The sequence below is a fragment of the Methanosarcina sp. UBA411 genome (assembly GCF_002495725.1).
Taxonomy (GTDB): domain Archaea; phylum Halobacteriota; class Methanosarcinia; order Methanosarcinales; family Methanosarcinaceae; genus Methanosarcina.
The window spans coordinates 55,971-70,623 of sequence record NZ_DAGK01000031.1 but is presented as its reverse complement, the minus strand read 5'-3'; the positions used below and the strand labels follow the sequence as shown (position 1 = coordinate 70,623).

General features: G+C 40.2%; 16 protein-coding genes, 1 tRNA gene and 1 pseudogene. 13 read left to right on the top strand and 5 right to left on the bottom strand.

The features are described 5' to 3' along the window. The first annotated feature begins 50 nt into the window (after window positions 1-50). From BP861_RS11520 to BP861_RS11490, 7 genes and pseudogenes are all read left to right on the top strand, one after another. Window positions 51-1,061: pseudogene (locus BP861_RS11520) on the top strand (TIGR03557 family F420-dependent LLM class oxidoreductase). 208 nt (window positions 1,062-1,269) lie between these two features. Beyond that, window positions 1,270-1,671, top strand: coding sequence for a VOC family protein (locus BP861_RS11515; RefSeq protein WP_292375657.1), 402 nt, complete (start codon window positions 1,270-1,272; stop codon window positions 1,669-1,671). A 399-nt stretch (window positions 1,672-2,070) separates the two neighbouring features. Continuing rightward, the gene (locus BP861_RS11510) at window positions 2,071-2,748 is read left to right on the top strand and encodes a diacylglycerol/polyprenol kinase family protein (protein ID WP_292375655.1); all 678 of its coding nucleotides are present in this window, start codon (window positions 2,071-2,073) and stop codon (window positions 2,746-2,748) included. Between the two features lie 1,220 nt (window positions 2,749-3,968). Next, window positions 3,969-4,157, top strand: a complete 189-nt coding sequence (locus BP861_RS11505) for a DUF2795 domain-containing protein (RefSeq protein WP_292375653.1) — start codon at window positions 3,969-3,971, stop codon at window positions 4,155-4,157. A gap of 54 nt (window positions 4,158-4,211) precedes the next feature. Next, a complete protein-coding gene (locus BP861_RS11500) occupies window positions 4,212-4,421 on the top strand; it encodes a DUF2795 domain-containing protein (RefSeq protein ID WP_292375652.1) in 210 nt (69 codons plus the stop codon). A 113-nt stretch (window positions 4,422-4,534) separates the two neighbouring features. Further along, window positions 4,535-4,681 (top strand): DUF2795 domain-containing protein, encoded by a 147-nt coding sequence (locus BP861_RS11495; protein ID WP_292375650.1) that lies wholly within the window; start codon window positions 4,535-4,537, stop codon window positions 4,679-4,681. An 852-nt stretch (window positions 4,682-5,533) separates the two neighbouring features. Further along, complete coding sequence (locus BP861_RS11490) at window positions 5,534-5,728, top strand: CxxC-x17-CxxC domain-containing protein (RefSeq protein WP_292375648.1); 195 nt, start codon at window positions 5,534-5,536, stop codon at window positions 5,726-5,728. 123 nt (window positions 5,729-5,851) lie between these two features. On the opposite strand, the gene BP861_RS11485 is transcribed toward BP861_RS11490, so the two are convergent. The 4 genes from BP861_RS11485 to BP861_RS11470 all read right to left on the bottom strand — a co-directional run bounded on the left by BP861_RS11485 (window position 5,852) and on the right by BP861_RS11470 (window position 7,473). Further along, the gene (locus BP861_RS11485) at window positions 5,852-6,205 is read right to left on the bottom strand and encodes a hypothetical protein (RefSeq protein ID WP_292375647.1); all 354 of its coding nucleotides are present in this window, start codon (window positions 6,203-6,205) and stop codon (window positions 5,852-5,854) included. 45 nt (window positions 6,206-6,250) lie between these two features. After that, window positions 6,251-6,811, bottom strand: coding sequence for a TIR domain-containing protein (locus tag BP861_RS11480; RefSeq protein ID WP_292375645.1), 561 nt, complete (start codon window positions 6,809-6,811; stop codon window positions 6,251-6,253). 22 nt (window positions 6,812-6,833) lie between these two features. Further along, window positions 6,834-6,974 (bottom strand): hypothetical protein, encoded by a 141-nt coding sequence (locus BP861_RS11475; RefSeq protein WP_292375643.1) that lies wholly within the window; start codon window positions 6,972-6,974, stop codon window positions 6,834-6,836. A 289-nt stretch (window positions 6,975-7,263) separates the two neighbouring features. Then, entirely contained in the window at window positions 7,264-7,473 is a 210-nt protein-coding gene (locus tag BP861_RS11470; protein ID WP_292375641.1) for a TOBE domain-containing protein, read from the bottom strand. A gap of 181 nt (window positions 7,474-7,654) precedes the next feature. Here BP861_RS11470 and BP861_RS11465 point away from each other — a divergent pair, with 181 nt between their 5' ends. The 6 genes from BP861_RS11465 to BP861_RS11440 all read left to right on the top strand — a co-directional run bounded on the left by BP861_RS11465 (window position 7,655) and on the right by BP861_RS11440 (window position 12,054). After that, window positions 7,655-7,882 (top strand): hypothetical protein, encoded by a 228-nt coding sequence (locus tag BP861_RS11465; protein WP_349681019.1) that lies wholly within the window; start codon window positions 7,655-7,657, stop codon window positions 7,880-7,882. A 134-nt stretch (window positions 7,883-8,016) separates the two neighbouring features. Then, the gene (locus BP861_RS11460) at window positions 8,017-8,274 is read left to right on the top strand and encodes a hypothetical protein (protein ID WP_292375639.1); all 258 of its coding nucleotides are present in this window, start codon (window positions 8,017-8,019) and stop codon (window positions 8,272-8,274) included. Between the two features lie 225 nt (window positions 8,275-8,499). Further along, complete coding sequence (locus BP861_RS11455; protein ID WP_292375637.1) at window positions 8,500-9,282, top strand: sulfide-dependent adenosine diphosphate thiazole synthase; 783 nt, start codon at window positions 8,500-8,502, stop codon at window positions 9,280-9,282. Window positions 9,283-9,446: 164 nt separating this feature from the next. Next, window positions 9,447-9,519, top strand: a tRNA-His gene (locus tag BP861_RS11450). Window positions 9,520-9,859: 340 nt separating this feature from the next. Continuing rightward, on the top strand, window positions 9,860-11,587 hold the full coding sequence (locus tag BP861_RS11445; RefSeq protein ID WP_292375635.1) for a radical SAM protein: 1,728 nt from the start codon (window positions 9,860-9,862) through the stop codon (window positions 11,585-11,587). A gap of 266 nt (window positions 11,588-11,853) precedes the next feature. After that, complete coding sequence (locus BP861_RS11440) at window positions 11,854-12,054, top strand: hypothetical protein (protein ID WP_292375633.1); 201 nt, start codon at window positions 11,854-11,856, stop codon at window positions 12,052-12,054. Between the two features lie 65 nt (window positions 12,055-12,119). On the opposite strand, the gene mgtA is transcribed toward BP861_RS11440, so the two are convergent. Further along, on the bottom strand, window positions 12,120-14,648 hold the full coding sequence (gene mgtA / locus BP861_RS11435) for a magnesium-translocating P-type ATPase (protein WP_292375631.1): 2,529 nt from the start codon (window positions 14,646-14,648) through the stop codon (window positions 12,120-12,122). Window positions 14,649-14,653: the final 5 nt, after the last annotated feature.

Below are 14,653 nucleotides of genomic sequence, written 5' to 3'. Positions count from 1 at the left end.
CTGAATACGATTATCTAATATCGTTTATAATTTTAATTATAAATTGATCAATGGGGGTTAGATTGCTTAAATTAGGATATAAAATTGCACCTGAACAGTTTCCTCCATCGGAGTTGCTGCAACAGGTCATAACGGCTGAAAAGGCGGGCTTTGAAAGTATTGATGCCAGTGATCATTTTCATCCATGGAGTGAAAGCGGACAGGCATGTTTTGTCTGGAGTTGGCTTGGAGCAGCGTCGGTGAGTACTCAAAGTATAGAACTGGGAACGGGTCTGACTTGCCCTATTCTGCGTTATAACCCTGCTGTTATCGCTCAGGCTGCTGCAACCGTATCTTCGCTTGCAGGAGGCCGGACTTATCTTGCAGTCGGAACGGGGGAAGCTTTAAACGAGTATCCCGTAACTCTTGAATGGCCGCAATATGACGAGCGTCAGATACGAATGATAGAGGCAATCGGACTTATCCGTGAACTCTGGACCGGGTAGAAAGTCAGCTTTGATGGGTGCTATTACCGGACAAAAAATGCCAAACTTTATACGCTGCCTAAAAACAATATTCCTATTTATATCTCCTCACTCGTACCCGAAAGTGCCTACGTTGCAGGCTATTATGGGGATGGTCTTCTAACTGTTGGGGGAGAGTCGGATATGCAGAAATATGAGCAGATTCTTTCCGAGTTTGAAAAAGGAGCCAGGGATTCAGGTAAGAGCCCGGAAAACCTACCAAAGGCAATAGAGCTTTTTGTTGACTATGGTACAGATCCTAAAGAATCTATTGATAATTTCATGAAGTACTGGGCTGGAGCGCTTATACCTGCTCTTTTTGTGAATAAGATATACACTCCGGAGATGTCTGCTCAGAATGGAAAAGTTGTGGGCCCAGACGTGATACGAAATCATGCTTGTATTTCTGAAAATCCTGAGGATCACATTCATTTTGTAAAGAAATATATGGATTTGGGTTTCACACACATTTATTTCCATTCGGCAGCCTCGGACCAGATATCTTTCCTCAAAGCCTACGGAAAAGATGTTTTACCGGCGTTAAATAAAATGGGATAAATTTATTTTTATTTTCTGATCTTTACTTTTCATATACCCTTTTACATAAATGTCATTTATTTCCTCTTCTATTATTATATGATTATTCGAGACAATATGTCATATATCCAAATTAAAATCAAAAGTTTATTCTGGAAATCCTCATTAAAATTAACACGTTTGAATATTCTTCAAAGATTTGTAACTTTTGTTTATTTGAGGTGTGTATATGATCGAAGATATGACACATGTTATGATATTCGTCAAAGACTATAATGAGGCGCTTGACTTTTATACGAATAAACTTGGCTTTGTAAAAGTTACAGATGTTATCCCGACACCAGGATGGCGCTTTTTGTCTGTTGCCCCAAAAGGCCAGGGTACCGAAATAATTCTCCATATGCCCAATGCCGCAATCGAAGGCGAGGCCGAAGCAAAGATGGAGACTGAACTCATAGGTAAAACCCCAGCCTTGATGTTTAAAGTCGATGATTGCAAGAAGACATGCGATGAGCTAAGATCAAAGGGAGTAATGATCATTGAAGAGCCTTTCTCGGCTCCTTACGGTATCCAGGCGCTCATAGTAGACCTGTATGGAAATCCACTGTGGCTCATAGAACATCCCAAGTGAAAAAGTCATATCCAAATTAGGTTATTTTTTCTGTCTCGCCTGTTGCATCCGGGTAACCCACTTATCTTTGCACTTAAGTTATTCCTACGAGCCTCCGCAGGCGTTTTACCTTCAAGGGCTTCTCTACTACAAAAATAAACATCCTTTCTATTTCAAAAATGTAGGCTTTTTTGAAAATGAATTCTCGATAATTTAACCCAATGATGTTATTTTCTGTCTAATAATAATCCTGTAAACTTATCTATATCTATTTATATATTTCAAGAAATATTACCCTTATTAAACAGAATTTCAGAGAATAAGGCTTAGGTTTCGAGTTTTTTGGATCTTTTTGGATCTTTTAACCCTGTTAGTTGTTTGGGAGTAAATACCTGTCTAAGGTTACTAAAAAGTGATTTTATGGCAAATAAATATGCTCAGCATTTAAAGTGCAATTACCTTGACAGAAGAGCTGCTCTTAGAGGTGAAGTTGAGCGTCAGTTAATACACCTGTTTACAGGTATAACTCTAATTCTTTTAATTGATGCAGCAGGCGATATGGCTCTACCTCTCTTGCTTCTTTTCCTTATTTTTTATGTGACAGTTTCAATAGCCATTATCCTCGATAAGCTTCCACTTCCATTATCCATTTTTCTGTGCAGATGGGGAAGGCCTTCGAAACAGACTATACCGCTTAAAGGAACTATCCTACTCCTTTGTGGAGTAATCTTCTCTTTTATATTATTCCCTGAAGAAATTATGTATGCTTCAATTGTAGTAGTCACATTCGGAGATTCGGTAGCAACCGCATTAGGGGTTCTGGTAGGCAAACATAAGCTTCCATACTCGAGAGAAAAAACTATAGAAGGAACAGTCTCAGGGATAGTAGCAGCCTTTTTAGTATCTTTACTTTTTGTGACCCCTGTTCAGGCTTTTGTTGGGGCTACAGGTGGGATGCTGCTGGAAAGCGTTATAGGTTTGCAGACAATCCGGGAATCTAACTCACAAACTGTCTTCAAGTTCTTTTTTAATGATAATTTTTTAATTCCTTTATTCTCAGGTTTACTTATGTTTATTGTAGGTTTATTCAGCAACTGAAGACTTTTCAGTAGCAGACAAATGTTTTATCTGGTACTTTTATATCAAGTGAATAAACCTCTGGTCGTATCATTATGCGGTTGATGTTTTCATGATTAATTTTCCAGTGCTAGAAATGCCTTATATATCGTGTATCAAGCAGCTATTAACCTTACTGAATTACAAAAAGGTATGATACGCCACTAATAGTATTTTGGAAATAACATCAACTAACTAATAGTGCATGACCAAGCCTCTATATCTTGGCAGTATTATTGAAAGATCTGCGTTCAGACAGATTCAGCGTTAGTTTTATATTATACAATTAGACTCTGAAATACATCCCAATTTATTTTCGTTTCATAACTCTGATCTTAGATAGCTTTCAAGAAGTTTTTCTAGATATGTGGTGAATTTATTTCCTGACGGAGTAGCTTTTCAGTATCGGTAGCTCCTTTGAAGGGATTTTTTTCTTCAATTCACCTGTTTTAAACCAAGCCCTCTATGAGGGCATAACTTTCAATAGATGCTAACCAAAAACCTTAGTTTGCAGACATGTTCAGTCTTTAATCCTAATTAAAATAAATAAGCTGCTAGATCTAAATAGTCATCTTCTACCAAACGTTTGAGTTGAATTCTTTTTTATATTATATTTTACATAATACTCAATGGTGGGTGGGCAACTAATTGGGAAAGGCAATAGCTACCTGAATCCAGGGAGGTGAACTTATATAAAGGAGTCTACGTCAGGTTGGAGTTCATAACTGGTGGGGAGGTTATCCTACGAGAGAGACGACCTTGTAAAGTTTGCCAAAGGTAAGCAGGCAAGCAATGACGTTCTGGACCTTCTGAGGGGATACCTGAAATAGAGTATAACACCCTGATGACGTTCCCGGAGAAATCAAACGCCTGGAAAGCGAACGCCATCAAACCACCAAAACCAAATGAGTACTGATTTGCCGAACAGGGATTTTAGGATAGATGCAATCTAGGTCCAGATAGTACAGAAAGTATGAGATAGTACAGAAAGTATGAGTTACCCATTCAAAAGGTAAACTCTCGAACATTATACAGTCGATATGGCTGAATACAACTGAGAGTTCGGTAATTGAGATTTGGTAACTGAGTGTTTAAAGAAGGCTTTTTAGAGAGTCTGTAGATTGCCGGAAAGTGTATCGTACTGACCATGTCAGAAAGGAACCAAGAAAACACATAGAACATATAAACCATGGGGGAAATTTATGCAAACAAGTCCAATTGAAGTTCAAAAAGCTCTGAAGGATATCGATTATCCTGTAAAAAAGCAGGATCTAATTGCACACGCCAAAAAACATAATGCCAGTAATGAAGTAATGCAGGTCCTTGAAAGTCTTCCAGACAAGGAGTACACCAACGCTGCCGATGTCAGCAAGGAATTCTCTGGAAAGTAAAATCATAAAGTAAAGAATTCGAGAGCAAATAAAAATAATATGGGGGGTAAACTTATGAGAACAAGTATGGCTGATGTTGAACATGCACTGAAAGGTATTGATTTTCCTAAAAGCAAGAATGAAATTGTTAGTTATGCTCAGCAACAAAATGCTAATAACGAAATAATTTCTGACTTGCAGCAACTTCCAGATAGGACATATAACAACGCTGCCGATGTTGCTCAGGAGTTTAGCGGAAAGCGCTTTAGTGGAGAATCAAAATAAGTAATAAGATAATGAAAAAGCTGAAGACATTGACAGCAATTTAAACTTATTGGAGTAAAGGGGGAAATTTTATTCACACAAGCCCTATTGAAGTTCAGAAAGCTCTAAAGAACATGGATTATCCTGCAAAGAAGGAAGATCTTGTTAAGCATGCCAAGGACCGTCACGCTAGCGATGAAGTAATGCAGGACATTAATGAGCTTCCGGACAAGGATTATACAAACGCTGCCGATGTCAGCAAAGAGTTTAAAGGAGACTAAGCTGAACAAAAAGGGGATTTAGGCAACCAGTCCAATTGAAGTTCAAAAAGCTCTGAAGATATCGATTATCCTGTAAAAAAGCAGGGCTTTATTAAGCACGTTAAAATGCATAAGCTATCAGTGAGGTAATTGAGGCTCTCGAAGATCTTCCGAAAAGGAGTAACATAAATGTTTCAGATGTCAGTAAAGAGTTTGAAGGAAAACAACCATACTTTAGAGCCAGCAAAGCAATAAATGGGGAGCAAGTAAATGAGCTCCCCCTTGATCCAAATAAAAAAGGAGGCTGATGTACCTCCTTTCTTTCTCCTGAATTTAATCTCTGATCAGTGTCTCCGGGCAATTTCTGTGGCAGTCGCAGTGCTAAAAATTTAGCAAAGATGATACGCTAATGTAAGTATTTATAAGCTACCACAAAGTAAGCCAAATCAAAAAACTTTTGTGAAAAACAGACTAATGCGAAATAGAGTAATACTACAAATTTTTATTCGATCTTCTTCTTATTACTATTACTACTATTACTATTACTATTAATTACTATTTCTTCTGGAAACCCTACATTATTAACCGTATCCAATGGAACAAATATTGATAATGTCAGGAAAACTCCATAAACAATCGAAATTAATTAATCGAAATCAATTGCGAAGCTCCAGTTCAAAAGACAAGAAATTGTTAAAGCTTAATAAAGCCTAATGCAGTAAAAATAAATATCATCATACCAGATATTAACTATTCAATTAGTTCATCGAGATCCCCAGACAATAACATGTCCATAAATGAGGTTCTTTTTGAATTATTTGATAAATCTCTTTGCATGGATTTTTACTAAAAATTAGATGGGGGAAAATCATAATGGAAAGAAGAAATTTCCAGAGTAAGGATCGGGGTTCCAGCAGGGAACGCGGCTACGGTAGAGGGCCACAAACGATGTACAAGGCAAAGTGCTCAGATTGTGGCGAAGAAACAGAGGTGCCTTTCAAACCGGATCCTGACAGGCCGGTCTACTGTAGGGAGTGTTACGCAAAGCGCAAACCTAAAAGGTATTAATATATTCGGCATCAAGCCTTGCTGTTTCATTCTAATTGATAATCTTTTACTGATTTGCTGAGGTTATTATTCTTACCTTAACTCATCTCCTTTCTATTTTTTCTTATTTTTTATTAAAGAGCTTTATTCCTGTTCCTGTATCTCTAGTTGTCTTTCAAATTGCGTTATGTCCAGCAAAACTTGAAAGAGTGAGTTCCTTCCTATATCCTTTACATCAATTTCTACGGGTTGAGCTAACGTATCCTTAACGGTTCTCCAGTCGTCTCTAAAGACATCAACAATCTCCCATGGGCCTGTAGAGCTATCTTTAACCCTATCACGGGCAAGTTGCAGAAGCAGGTGTTTTTTTTCAGTCAAAGTGAGATTTTCTATTCCTTTGACTTCTAACTCACTTACAGTAGCTTCACCCATTTTGGATCGAACTACCATTGGCTCTCCTGGCTCATCTTTTATTTCGTTTGTTACTTTTCTTTCCATCAATTCAACCCCTTCTCTGTTTTCAGCCCGGCTGCTTATCGATAATCAGAGCACAGCTGTGAAGGTTCTTGGATCCAGATGAATATTTTTCTGGCAATAACTGCATCTTGTCTCAAGATTTGTCCCTGCAAGAATAGCTCTCTCTACTTCTTCCTGAGGTGAGATGTACTGCGTCATTTCCTCTCCGCAATAAGGGCACTTTATCTTCAGCCAGTCAAGCCTGGTCATTTCTCTAAGATTCTGTATTAATTTTCCCAGAGCATCCTCATAAGCCTCAGGAGAAAAGACAATTGGCTGAAGGTGGTGTATCAGGATTGGTAATTCAACTCCTGCTTCTACCAGCGGAATTATAAGCTGGTCGGCTCCGACTGCAAGGCCAATCTCCTGATTTACTTCCGGAGACCCTGCACCTTTCTGCGTGAGGATCGGGATAAAACAATCTGACTGACGAATGCCAAAACTTATTCTTTCACCCAGGGAAAGGATTCGAGCTTTCCTGTACAGGGCTGAGAAACTTTCCAGCTCCACGGCCCAAAGAGTTCTGGCAAGTTCCTGAGCAAGTGGCTCGTCCTGCTCGCAGTGGGCTATGTAAATTTTTGAGATCATAGATGGTGTTTTTAACCTGCAGTTATTCTATTTTTTTTGGTTTCTTGTCGTGCTCAATTTCCGGCTCTGGATGAGGTATCGGCTCAGGTGGAGGAACTGGTTCAGGCTCAGGTTCAGGTATCGGTTCAGGCTGGAAAGATGGTTCTTTGTCTTCTCGTGGCAAAAATGACCCCTCCTTTACTGAATAATTACGATTTTCACGGTAATCTCAGAATAATCTGGATTTTCAATGATTATTTTGCTTCTTAGCGATTATTTAACTTCTTGAAAACGATTTGGCTTTTCAGATTTACCTTGTTATGGATTTTAACTGCTAGAATTGTTCTGTCTGAAATAAGTTTTAAGTTTTTAAGAATCTGATCTTAAGTAGTAACGACCGTTAATCTGAGATAGTGACATGTTTTAGTTATTTAACGAATGCTTATGGTTCTGCCTTGCTGAAACCTGATTGGTCAGTCAGAAGCTAGCATCACGCTTGTAGATTTAATTACTGCGTATACCCCACTCCCTTCTTTCAAATCCATATTTTCGGCCGAGTTTTTTGTGATTATGGAAGTAATTTCCATACCACATGGAAGTTCAACAACTACTTCGGAGTTAACTGATCCGTGCACTATTCTTTTCACCCTGCCTTTCAGCACATTGCGTGCGCTTATTTTCACTCTTATTCCCCAAATGCAGGTATTTATCTTGTTATCAATAAGGTTAGCCTTGTAAATTATAGAAGCATAGGAATCTGGTTTTCTGAACTCAAATCAGATATTATAAATTTTAATTTATATGTCTCATTCCTGTTTCCGATAACTGTAAATCAAATCGAAGTTTTAAGTCTGACCTTCGATCTTGCCAATGACGCTTCTTGCATGTGGGCCTGGGTCTATGGATAGTAAATACCTGTCGTTTTTAAGCGATGTGAATTCAGCAACCTTTGAGAATGAACAGCTTATCCTCTATTCTGAAGACGCAGATAAGAGGATGTTCTTTAAGAATGGGGCCGGGCTGAACAGAATGTTTGGCCGAAAACTCTTATTCGAGAGCTTCATTGCCAGTTATATGGCTCTCCATTATTGAGCTTCATCTCCAATTGTATAGTTCTCTATCATTGATTTTTTCTTTTCCTCAATAGGAACTAATATTAAATGAAAATAATAAAATAATTTATATAAAAACAAAAGATTATACCATATAAATGGTTATTTAACAGGATGTCTCTGGTTGATGACGTAAAACTATCAACAATGGCTGCAGCCTGCACATTAGTACTTATAATTGTACCAGAAAATATAATTCACAGTCAACTTGATTTTGCGTCGAAATATTCTCCTATATGGATTTTTATATTTTACCTATTCTTGAAAAATGAAACAAAAAATAATATTTTACCCTGGTACTTTTTAATGATTTATGCAACTGCTGGAATTCTGATCCTTGAAGCAGTAAATCCCTTCAATAGTACGACATAACTACCAAGGATGCCATTATTGATTATCGTATTTATCCGAAAAGTTATCTATTAACCGTTTCTTGCTTATTCTTTACACCGAGTCCAACAACTTTAAAAGCAATGTCTCTTATGAACATGTGAACTTTAATGTCGAAAGATCAGGGTTTACAATTCCCTGGTTTACTTCCGAAATTCGGGTTGATTTTCCAGGCTTTTAAACTTAGAAGCTTTGTGAGAGATTGAAATGGAACTTGACGAAGTTATAATCACACGGGCAATTTTTGATGAGTATTCTAAAACCTTCCTTGACTACACGGAAATTGATGTGGCACTCATAGGAGGAGGGCCTGCAAACCTGGTGGCTGCAAAATATCTTGCAGAGGCAGGAGCAAAGGTCGCTATTTACGAACAGAAGCTGTCGCTCGGGGGAGGTATGTGGGCTGGAGGCATGATGTTCCCGCGCATAGTTGTTCAAGAAGAGGCCTGCCGCATCCTTGATGATTTCGGGATAAGGTATAAAGAGTACCAACCCGGGTACTATGTGGCAAATTCCGTAGAGTCCGTCGGGAAGCTGATTGCAGGGGCAACTTCAGCCGGGGCTGAGGTTTTCAACCTTGTGAGCTTTGAGGATGTCATGATCAGGGAAAACGATAGAGTTACCGGGATCGTCATCAACTGGGGTCCTGTCACAGCACAGCATTTGCATGTTGATCCTCTTATGATCCGCACAAAACTCGTAATTGACGGGACAGGGCATGATGCGGTTGTATGCAATACGATTCTCAAAAAGATTCCCAATGCAAAGATCGGAGAACTCGGAAAGCTCGGAGAAAAACCAATGTGGTCAGAGGTTGGCGAGCGCCTGGCTGTTGATGCAACCCAGGAAATCTACCCTGGCCTGATCGTTGCGGGCATGGCTGCAAATGCCGCAACCTGCGCCCCTAGAATGGGTCCAGTCTTCGGAGGCATGCTTCTCTCGGGAGAAAAGGCTGCAAAACTTGCTCTTGAAAAGCTTAAAGAACTCTGATTCCTATCCAGAAAGGACTTTTAGCCAAATTTTTCCCATTCCAAGAGCCGGAAAACAGAAGCTCTTCTTTTACTTAGGAGGGGCTCCTGCTATTTCCGGCAAAAACTTTATATAAAAAAACTCCTTCTATAGGTTGCTTCAATCTGAAGTACCAGACCCCTGTGGCCGGGGTAGGGTAGAGGTCCATCCTGTGGCCCTGTGGAGGCTACGACCCGAGTTCGATTCTCGGTCCCGGCCCTAATTATTTTTATATCTTTTTCTTACCTTTTAACTAGCATTTTTGATGCTGTGTATATATTTTCTTTACTCCTCACTTACTCCTCTTGCATAGATGCCCTTCATTATTTTTAACATCCATTTTTATGGACTAATCATCTAGATAACTTAAGATCTATAACTGTACTAGTAGAAAAAGATAGGGACGGGTGCGAAATCTCGATATTACTTGCAATTTATCCGTAATTTACCTGCAATTTATCTAGAATTTACCTACAATTACCCAACAGTTTATCTAAAATCTACCTGAATTTACCTGTAATTTATATCTAACTGTAGTATACTTTCGATTATCAAGCAAATGGAAACAAGAATTGACATGAAAGCACTTATTATAGATGGCTATGTGGATGAACCTGCCTGTCTTGGGGTTCCTCCTTACTTTTCTCCCTACCCACGTTATATAGCAGGCGCTCTCAGAGAACGCGGACTCTCCGAAAAGGATATTCATTACCTGACCATTGACACTCTGCGCGAAAACCCTCCCGGAGCAAGGGAATTTATAGGAAAAACAGACCTTGTTATCATTATAGCAGGCATGACCGTGCCAGGTAAATATCTTCGGGCTTCTCCAATCACACTAGGGGAAATTGAGACAATCTTCCGGACTGCACACGGGGTAAAAGTAATAGGCGGTCCTATCAGGCTCGGCTTCAGCAGCGAAGGTGGAAGGGCTGCAAAAGGTACTGAAGGCGGAATAAACCTTGAAAGCGCCGTGCTTGCCAGAATGGATCTCGAAGCTTTTGTTTATGATCTTTTTAAGGATGACATTGCCGGAAATTCTCCTGTAAAGCTCAGAAATCCCGAGGTTGTAGAGCACCGCTTCAGAACCACCGCCGAAATCGGACGCTGGGGGCCCAAAGGGGCTTTTTTGATCAGGCAGCACCCTGATTATCCTTACTGCATGTGCGAGCTTGAGACATACAGAGGTTGCGGCAGACAGGTTCACTGCTCCTTTTGTACAGAACCTTTTTACGGGTCTTCCGATTATCGCCCAATAGAAGATGTAATTTCCGAGACATCCTCCCTTTACTCCCACGGAGCCCGCTATTTCAGGATTGGTAGGCAGCCTGATCTTTTTTCCTATCGCGGCAAGGATACTGGAGGGCCTGTCCCCAAGCCCAATCCAGAGGCCATTGAAAGGCTATACAGAGGAATCCGAAACTCAGCTCCAGAGCTGTCTGTGCTTCATATGGACAATGCAAACCCGATTACTCTCGCAACTTATCCTGAAGAGTCTGAGCAGATCCTGAAGACAATAATTAAGTATCATACCGCAGGAGACGTGGCGGCTTTTGGAATGGAGAGTGCTGACAGGGCAGTAATTGAGGCTAATTCCCTGAAAGCAACTCCTGAAGAGGTCTTTGAGGCGATTAAACTTGTGAACAGGCTTGGGGCTGTTCGAGGAGCAAACGGGCTTCCTGAAATCCTTCCGGGCATCAATTTCGTGCATGGGCTGATGGGCGAATCCAAGAAAACCTTCCAGCTTAACTATGACTTCCTTCAGCATGTGCTCGATTCGGGATTGCTCCTGCGCAGGATCAATGTTCGTCAGGTCATGGCTTTTCCGGGAACCCCAATGTATGGGAGAGACGAAGCCACAAGGAAGCACAAGAAACTTTTTTTGGATTATAAGGAACGGGTAAGGAAGAATATTGATCTGCCAATGTTGCGGCGTGTTGTACCTGAAGGTACTGTACTCAGGAATGTAATGTGTGAAGTTCACGAAAAAGGAATTACTTTTGGTCGGCAGCTTGGTTCGTATCCTCTGCTTGTTGGAATTCCTGCTTCTCTTACTTTGAGGAAATTTACTGACATTACGGTCACAGGGCATGGAATGCGTTCGATTACCGGCATACCTTACCCTCTGCCTATCAACAACGCTTCTCCCAATCTAATCAGGGAACTTCCTGGACTTGGCAGGAAAGCTGCTGATTCAATAATCACCGGAACTCCCTATACAGATAGAGAAGATTTTCTCAAGCGTGTAAGTGAAGGGGATAAGTTGCTCCAGTTTATTGAGATCTAATACTTTTTAAATTTCAGTTTTTCAGTTTCGATATCTTGGCCCAATTACGAGATTCATAGAGTCGGATTCATGCTGTCTGATGCCAGAAATTGATGATTAGCAGCCTTTAAACTTTTCTGGCTCAGAATTTACTGTAGTCTCAGGCGGCTGTTTAAAGGGCTCTTCTATATTCATAATTTTTTGATAGATCCCTCTTTCTTTTACACAAACACCTATTTATCCAATCGAGAATTATTTTTACTTGGGGATTTTTGGAGGGAATTTTGTTGAGCAAGAGCACGGAGAATTTATATAGGGCAAAGATTGCTTTTCAACTCAGTTTCATTGTCTGGGTCATGCTTGTGATTCTCATTTTCTATGCTACGTTTGAGGCAACGACCAAAATGTACGGCACTTTTTTTCTGCTGCTTGTAGTTGTTATATTCACTCCTTTTCTGCCGGATGGGGCAGGTTATGAGGAAGGGTAAGCCAAAATAAATGCAAGGTGAGTCTGGACTTCTTCTATCAGTACAACTGTTAGTAAAGGTAACTTTCAAAATTTTACTTTTCTATAAAAAATTCTCTTTATTGCCTCAGCCATAAATATGTAAAGTCCTATTATGGCTCCAACAATTAATATAACCTTCAAAGGCAGAGGTTTGAAGCCAAAGAGTGCTGCAAAAGGAGTTAGCGGGAAGCAAAGAGTAAGGACTAAAATGAGCATAGTGGCCATCAGTAGATATTTTCCAGGTTTGCTTTTGAAGAAAGGTTTTCTACTCCTGATTACCAGGACTATCATTGATGCCGAAATAACAGATTCTATAAACCAGCCGGTTCTGAATTGTTCTATCATACCCGGTAGTAGGAGAATCAGAATACCGAATGTCAGGTAGTCGAAAACCGAACTGGTAAAGCCAAATACCATCATAAACTTACGGATGAAATTTATATTCCAGCGATGCGGCTCTTCAATCAGTTCTTTATCAACGGTATCAGTGGCTATTGTCATTTCTGGAAAATCAGTCAATAAATTAGTTAGCAAGATCTGTGTGGGCAGCAGGGGAAGAAAAGGAAGGAAAAGGGATGCTCCTGCCATGCTGAACATATTCCCAAAGTTGGCGCTGGTAGCCATGAAGACATACTTCAGGGTATTGGCAAAGGTTTTTCGTCCGCCTTTAACACCTTCTACAAGGGCATCCAGGCTCTTTTCCATCAGCACAATATCTGCAGCTTCTTTTGCGACATCTGCGGCACTGTCGACTGAAATTCCTACATCGGCTGCATGAAGAGCCGATGCATCATTTATACCATCTCCCATATACCCAACAACATTTCCTCTCTTCTTAAGTGCAAGAATAATATGCTCTTTCTGATTTGGCTCTACTTCAGCAAAGATGTCAATATCATTTACTTTTCTTACAAGGGCCTCACTTGTCATTTGATAAATTTCGCTTCCGGTTAGAATTCTTGAGGCTTTAAATCCTACTTCCTTACTAATACTGGCAGCCACAAGTTTGTTATCTCCGGTAATAATTTTCAGGGAAATTCCAAGTTGTTCCATGTTTTCTATCGTTTTTGCAATGTCTGGCTTCAGCGGGTCAAAAAACAAGAGAAATCCGAGAAAGGTCATTCCATCTTCCTGCTCTTTTTCGATTTTAGTCTGCTTGTCCATGTCCCTGTATGCAACTCCAAGTGTTCGAAACTCTTTTTCGCTGAACTCCTTGTATTGCTGCTCGATTTTGTCCTTGACCTCTGAAATTTTCACAGTTTTTCCAGGCTCTATTTCTGCTAAGGTGCAGACCTCAAGAATACTCGAGAGGGCACCTTTAGTGATCATCAGGCTATTATCGTTTTTTGAGACAAGAACGCTTAATCGCTTACGCATAAAATCATAAGGGACCTCGTCCAGCCTTTTATATTCTCCCACATTGAATTTATTATGTGCCAGGATTGCCCGGTCGATAGGGTTTTTAAAACCTTTCTGGTGATAGGCATTGAGACTGGCGTAAAGAAGGATTTTTTCACTCTGGCCTCCTTTCACATCTTGGATAGAATGAAGTTGAAGTTCTCCTTCGGTCAGAGTGCCAGTCTTGTCGGAACACAGTAAATTCATGCTGCCGAGATTCTCAATAGAGGCCAGCCTCTTGACAATGACTTTATTTTGCGCCATCTCTCTTGCGCCGTGAGAAAGGTTAACACTTATAATTGCAGGTAGAAGTTGCGGTGTGAGTCCGACTGCAAGCGCAAGAGAGAAAAGGAAAGAATCCAGAATCGGGCGCTGAAAATAAACATTGATTGCAAAGATGGATATAACCATCAGCATGGTAACTTCCAGCAGGAAATGGCCGAACTTTGCAATACCTCTTTCAAACTCCGTTTCTGGAGCACTGGTTTTTAACTCTTCCGATATTTTCCCGAACTCAGTTTTTTTTCCTGTAGCTACTGCAAGTGCTTTTCCACTTCCGCTTTCCACACTGGTTCCCATCCAGAGTGAGTTTGTACGCTGTGCAAGAGGGGTTTCTGCGTTCAGGGTTTTTGTTGATTTTTCTACCGGGTAAGTCTCTCCGGTGAGGGTAGCTTCATTGACAAAAAGTCCCTTTGATTCCAGAATCAGGCAATCTGCAGGAACTATATCGCCTGCACCAAAGATTATTACGTCTCCAGGTACTATTTGTTCTATAGGAATTTCCTTTCCTTTACCATCCCTTAATACTGTTGCCTTCACCTCGACTGCACTGAGCAATTTTTCAAAGGCATCTGCAGCTCCTTTCTCCTGCCAGAATCCAAGTAAACTGCTAATCAGGATGATGGTTACAATAATTACAGTATCTGTAGTATCACCAAGAAAGAAAGATAGTCCTGCTGCAAAAAGTAAAATAAGAATAATCGGACTCTTAAATTGGGAAAGTAAGATTGTAAGGGTATCTGAACTTTTTTTTGGTTTAAGGAGATTGGCACCATATTTTTTAAGGCGTTCATTACTTTCTGAGCTACTAAGACCTTCAGCTGTTGTTTGAAGCCTCTGTATCATTTCCGGCACAGGAACGCTCCAAAATTCAGAATTACTCTGTTCTTCCGTCAACAGAC

Excerpts from the sequence above, each read along its gene's own strand:
- BP861_RS11490 (WP_292375648.1), top strand. The coding sequence starts at position 5,534 with ATGGAAAGAAGAAATTTCCAGAGTAAGGATCGGGGTTCCAGCAGGGAA.
- BP861_RS11480 (WP_292375645.1), bottom strand. The coding sequence starts at position 6,811 with ATGATCTCAAAAATTTACATAGCCCACTGCGAGCAGGACGAGCCACTT.
- BP861_RS11460 (WP_292375639.1), top strand. The coding sequence starts at position 8,017 with ATGTCTCTGGTTGATGACGTAAAACTATCAACAATGGCTGCAGCCTGC.
- BP861_RS11485 (WP_292375647.1), bottom strand. The coding sequence starts at position 6,205 with ATGGAAAGAAAAGTAACAAACGAAATAAAAGATGAGCCAGGAGAGCCA.
- BP861_RS11505 (WP_292375653.1), top strand. The coding sequence starts at position 3,969 with ATGCAAACAAGTCCAATTGAAGTTCAAAAAGCTCTGAAGGATATCGAT.
- BP861_RS11455 (WP_292375637.1), top strand. The coding sequence starts at position 8,500 with ATGGAACTTGACGAAGTTATAATCACACGGGCAATTTTTGATGAGTAT.
- BP861_RS11510 (WP_292375655.1), top strand. The coding sequence starts at position 2,071 with ATGGCAAATAAATATGCTCAGCATTTAAAGTGCAATTACCTTGACAGA.
- BP861_RS11445 (WP_292375635.1), top strand. The coding sequence starts at position 9,860 with ATGGAAACAAGAATTGACATGAAAGCACTTATTATAGATGGCTATGTG.
- BP861_RS11500 (WP_292375652.1), top strand. The coding sequence starts at position 4,212 with ATGAGAACAAGTATGGCTGATGTTGAACATGCACTGAAAGGTATTGAT.
- BP861_RS11495 (WP_292375650.1), top strand. The coding sequence starts at position 4,535 with ATGGATTATCCTGCAAAGAAGGAAGATCTTGTTAAGCATGCCAAGGAC.
- BP861_RS11515 (WP_292375657.1), top strand. The coding sequence starts at position 1,270 with ATGATCGAAGATATGACACATGTTATGATATTCGTCAAAGACTATAAT.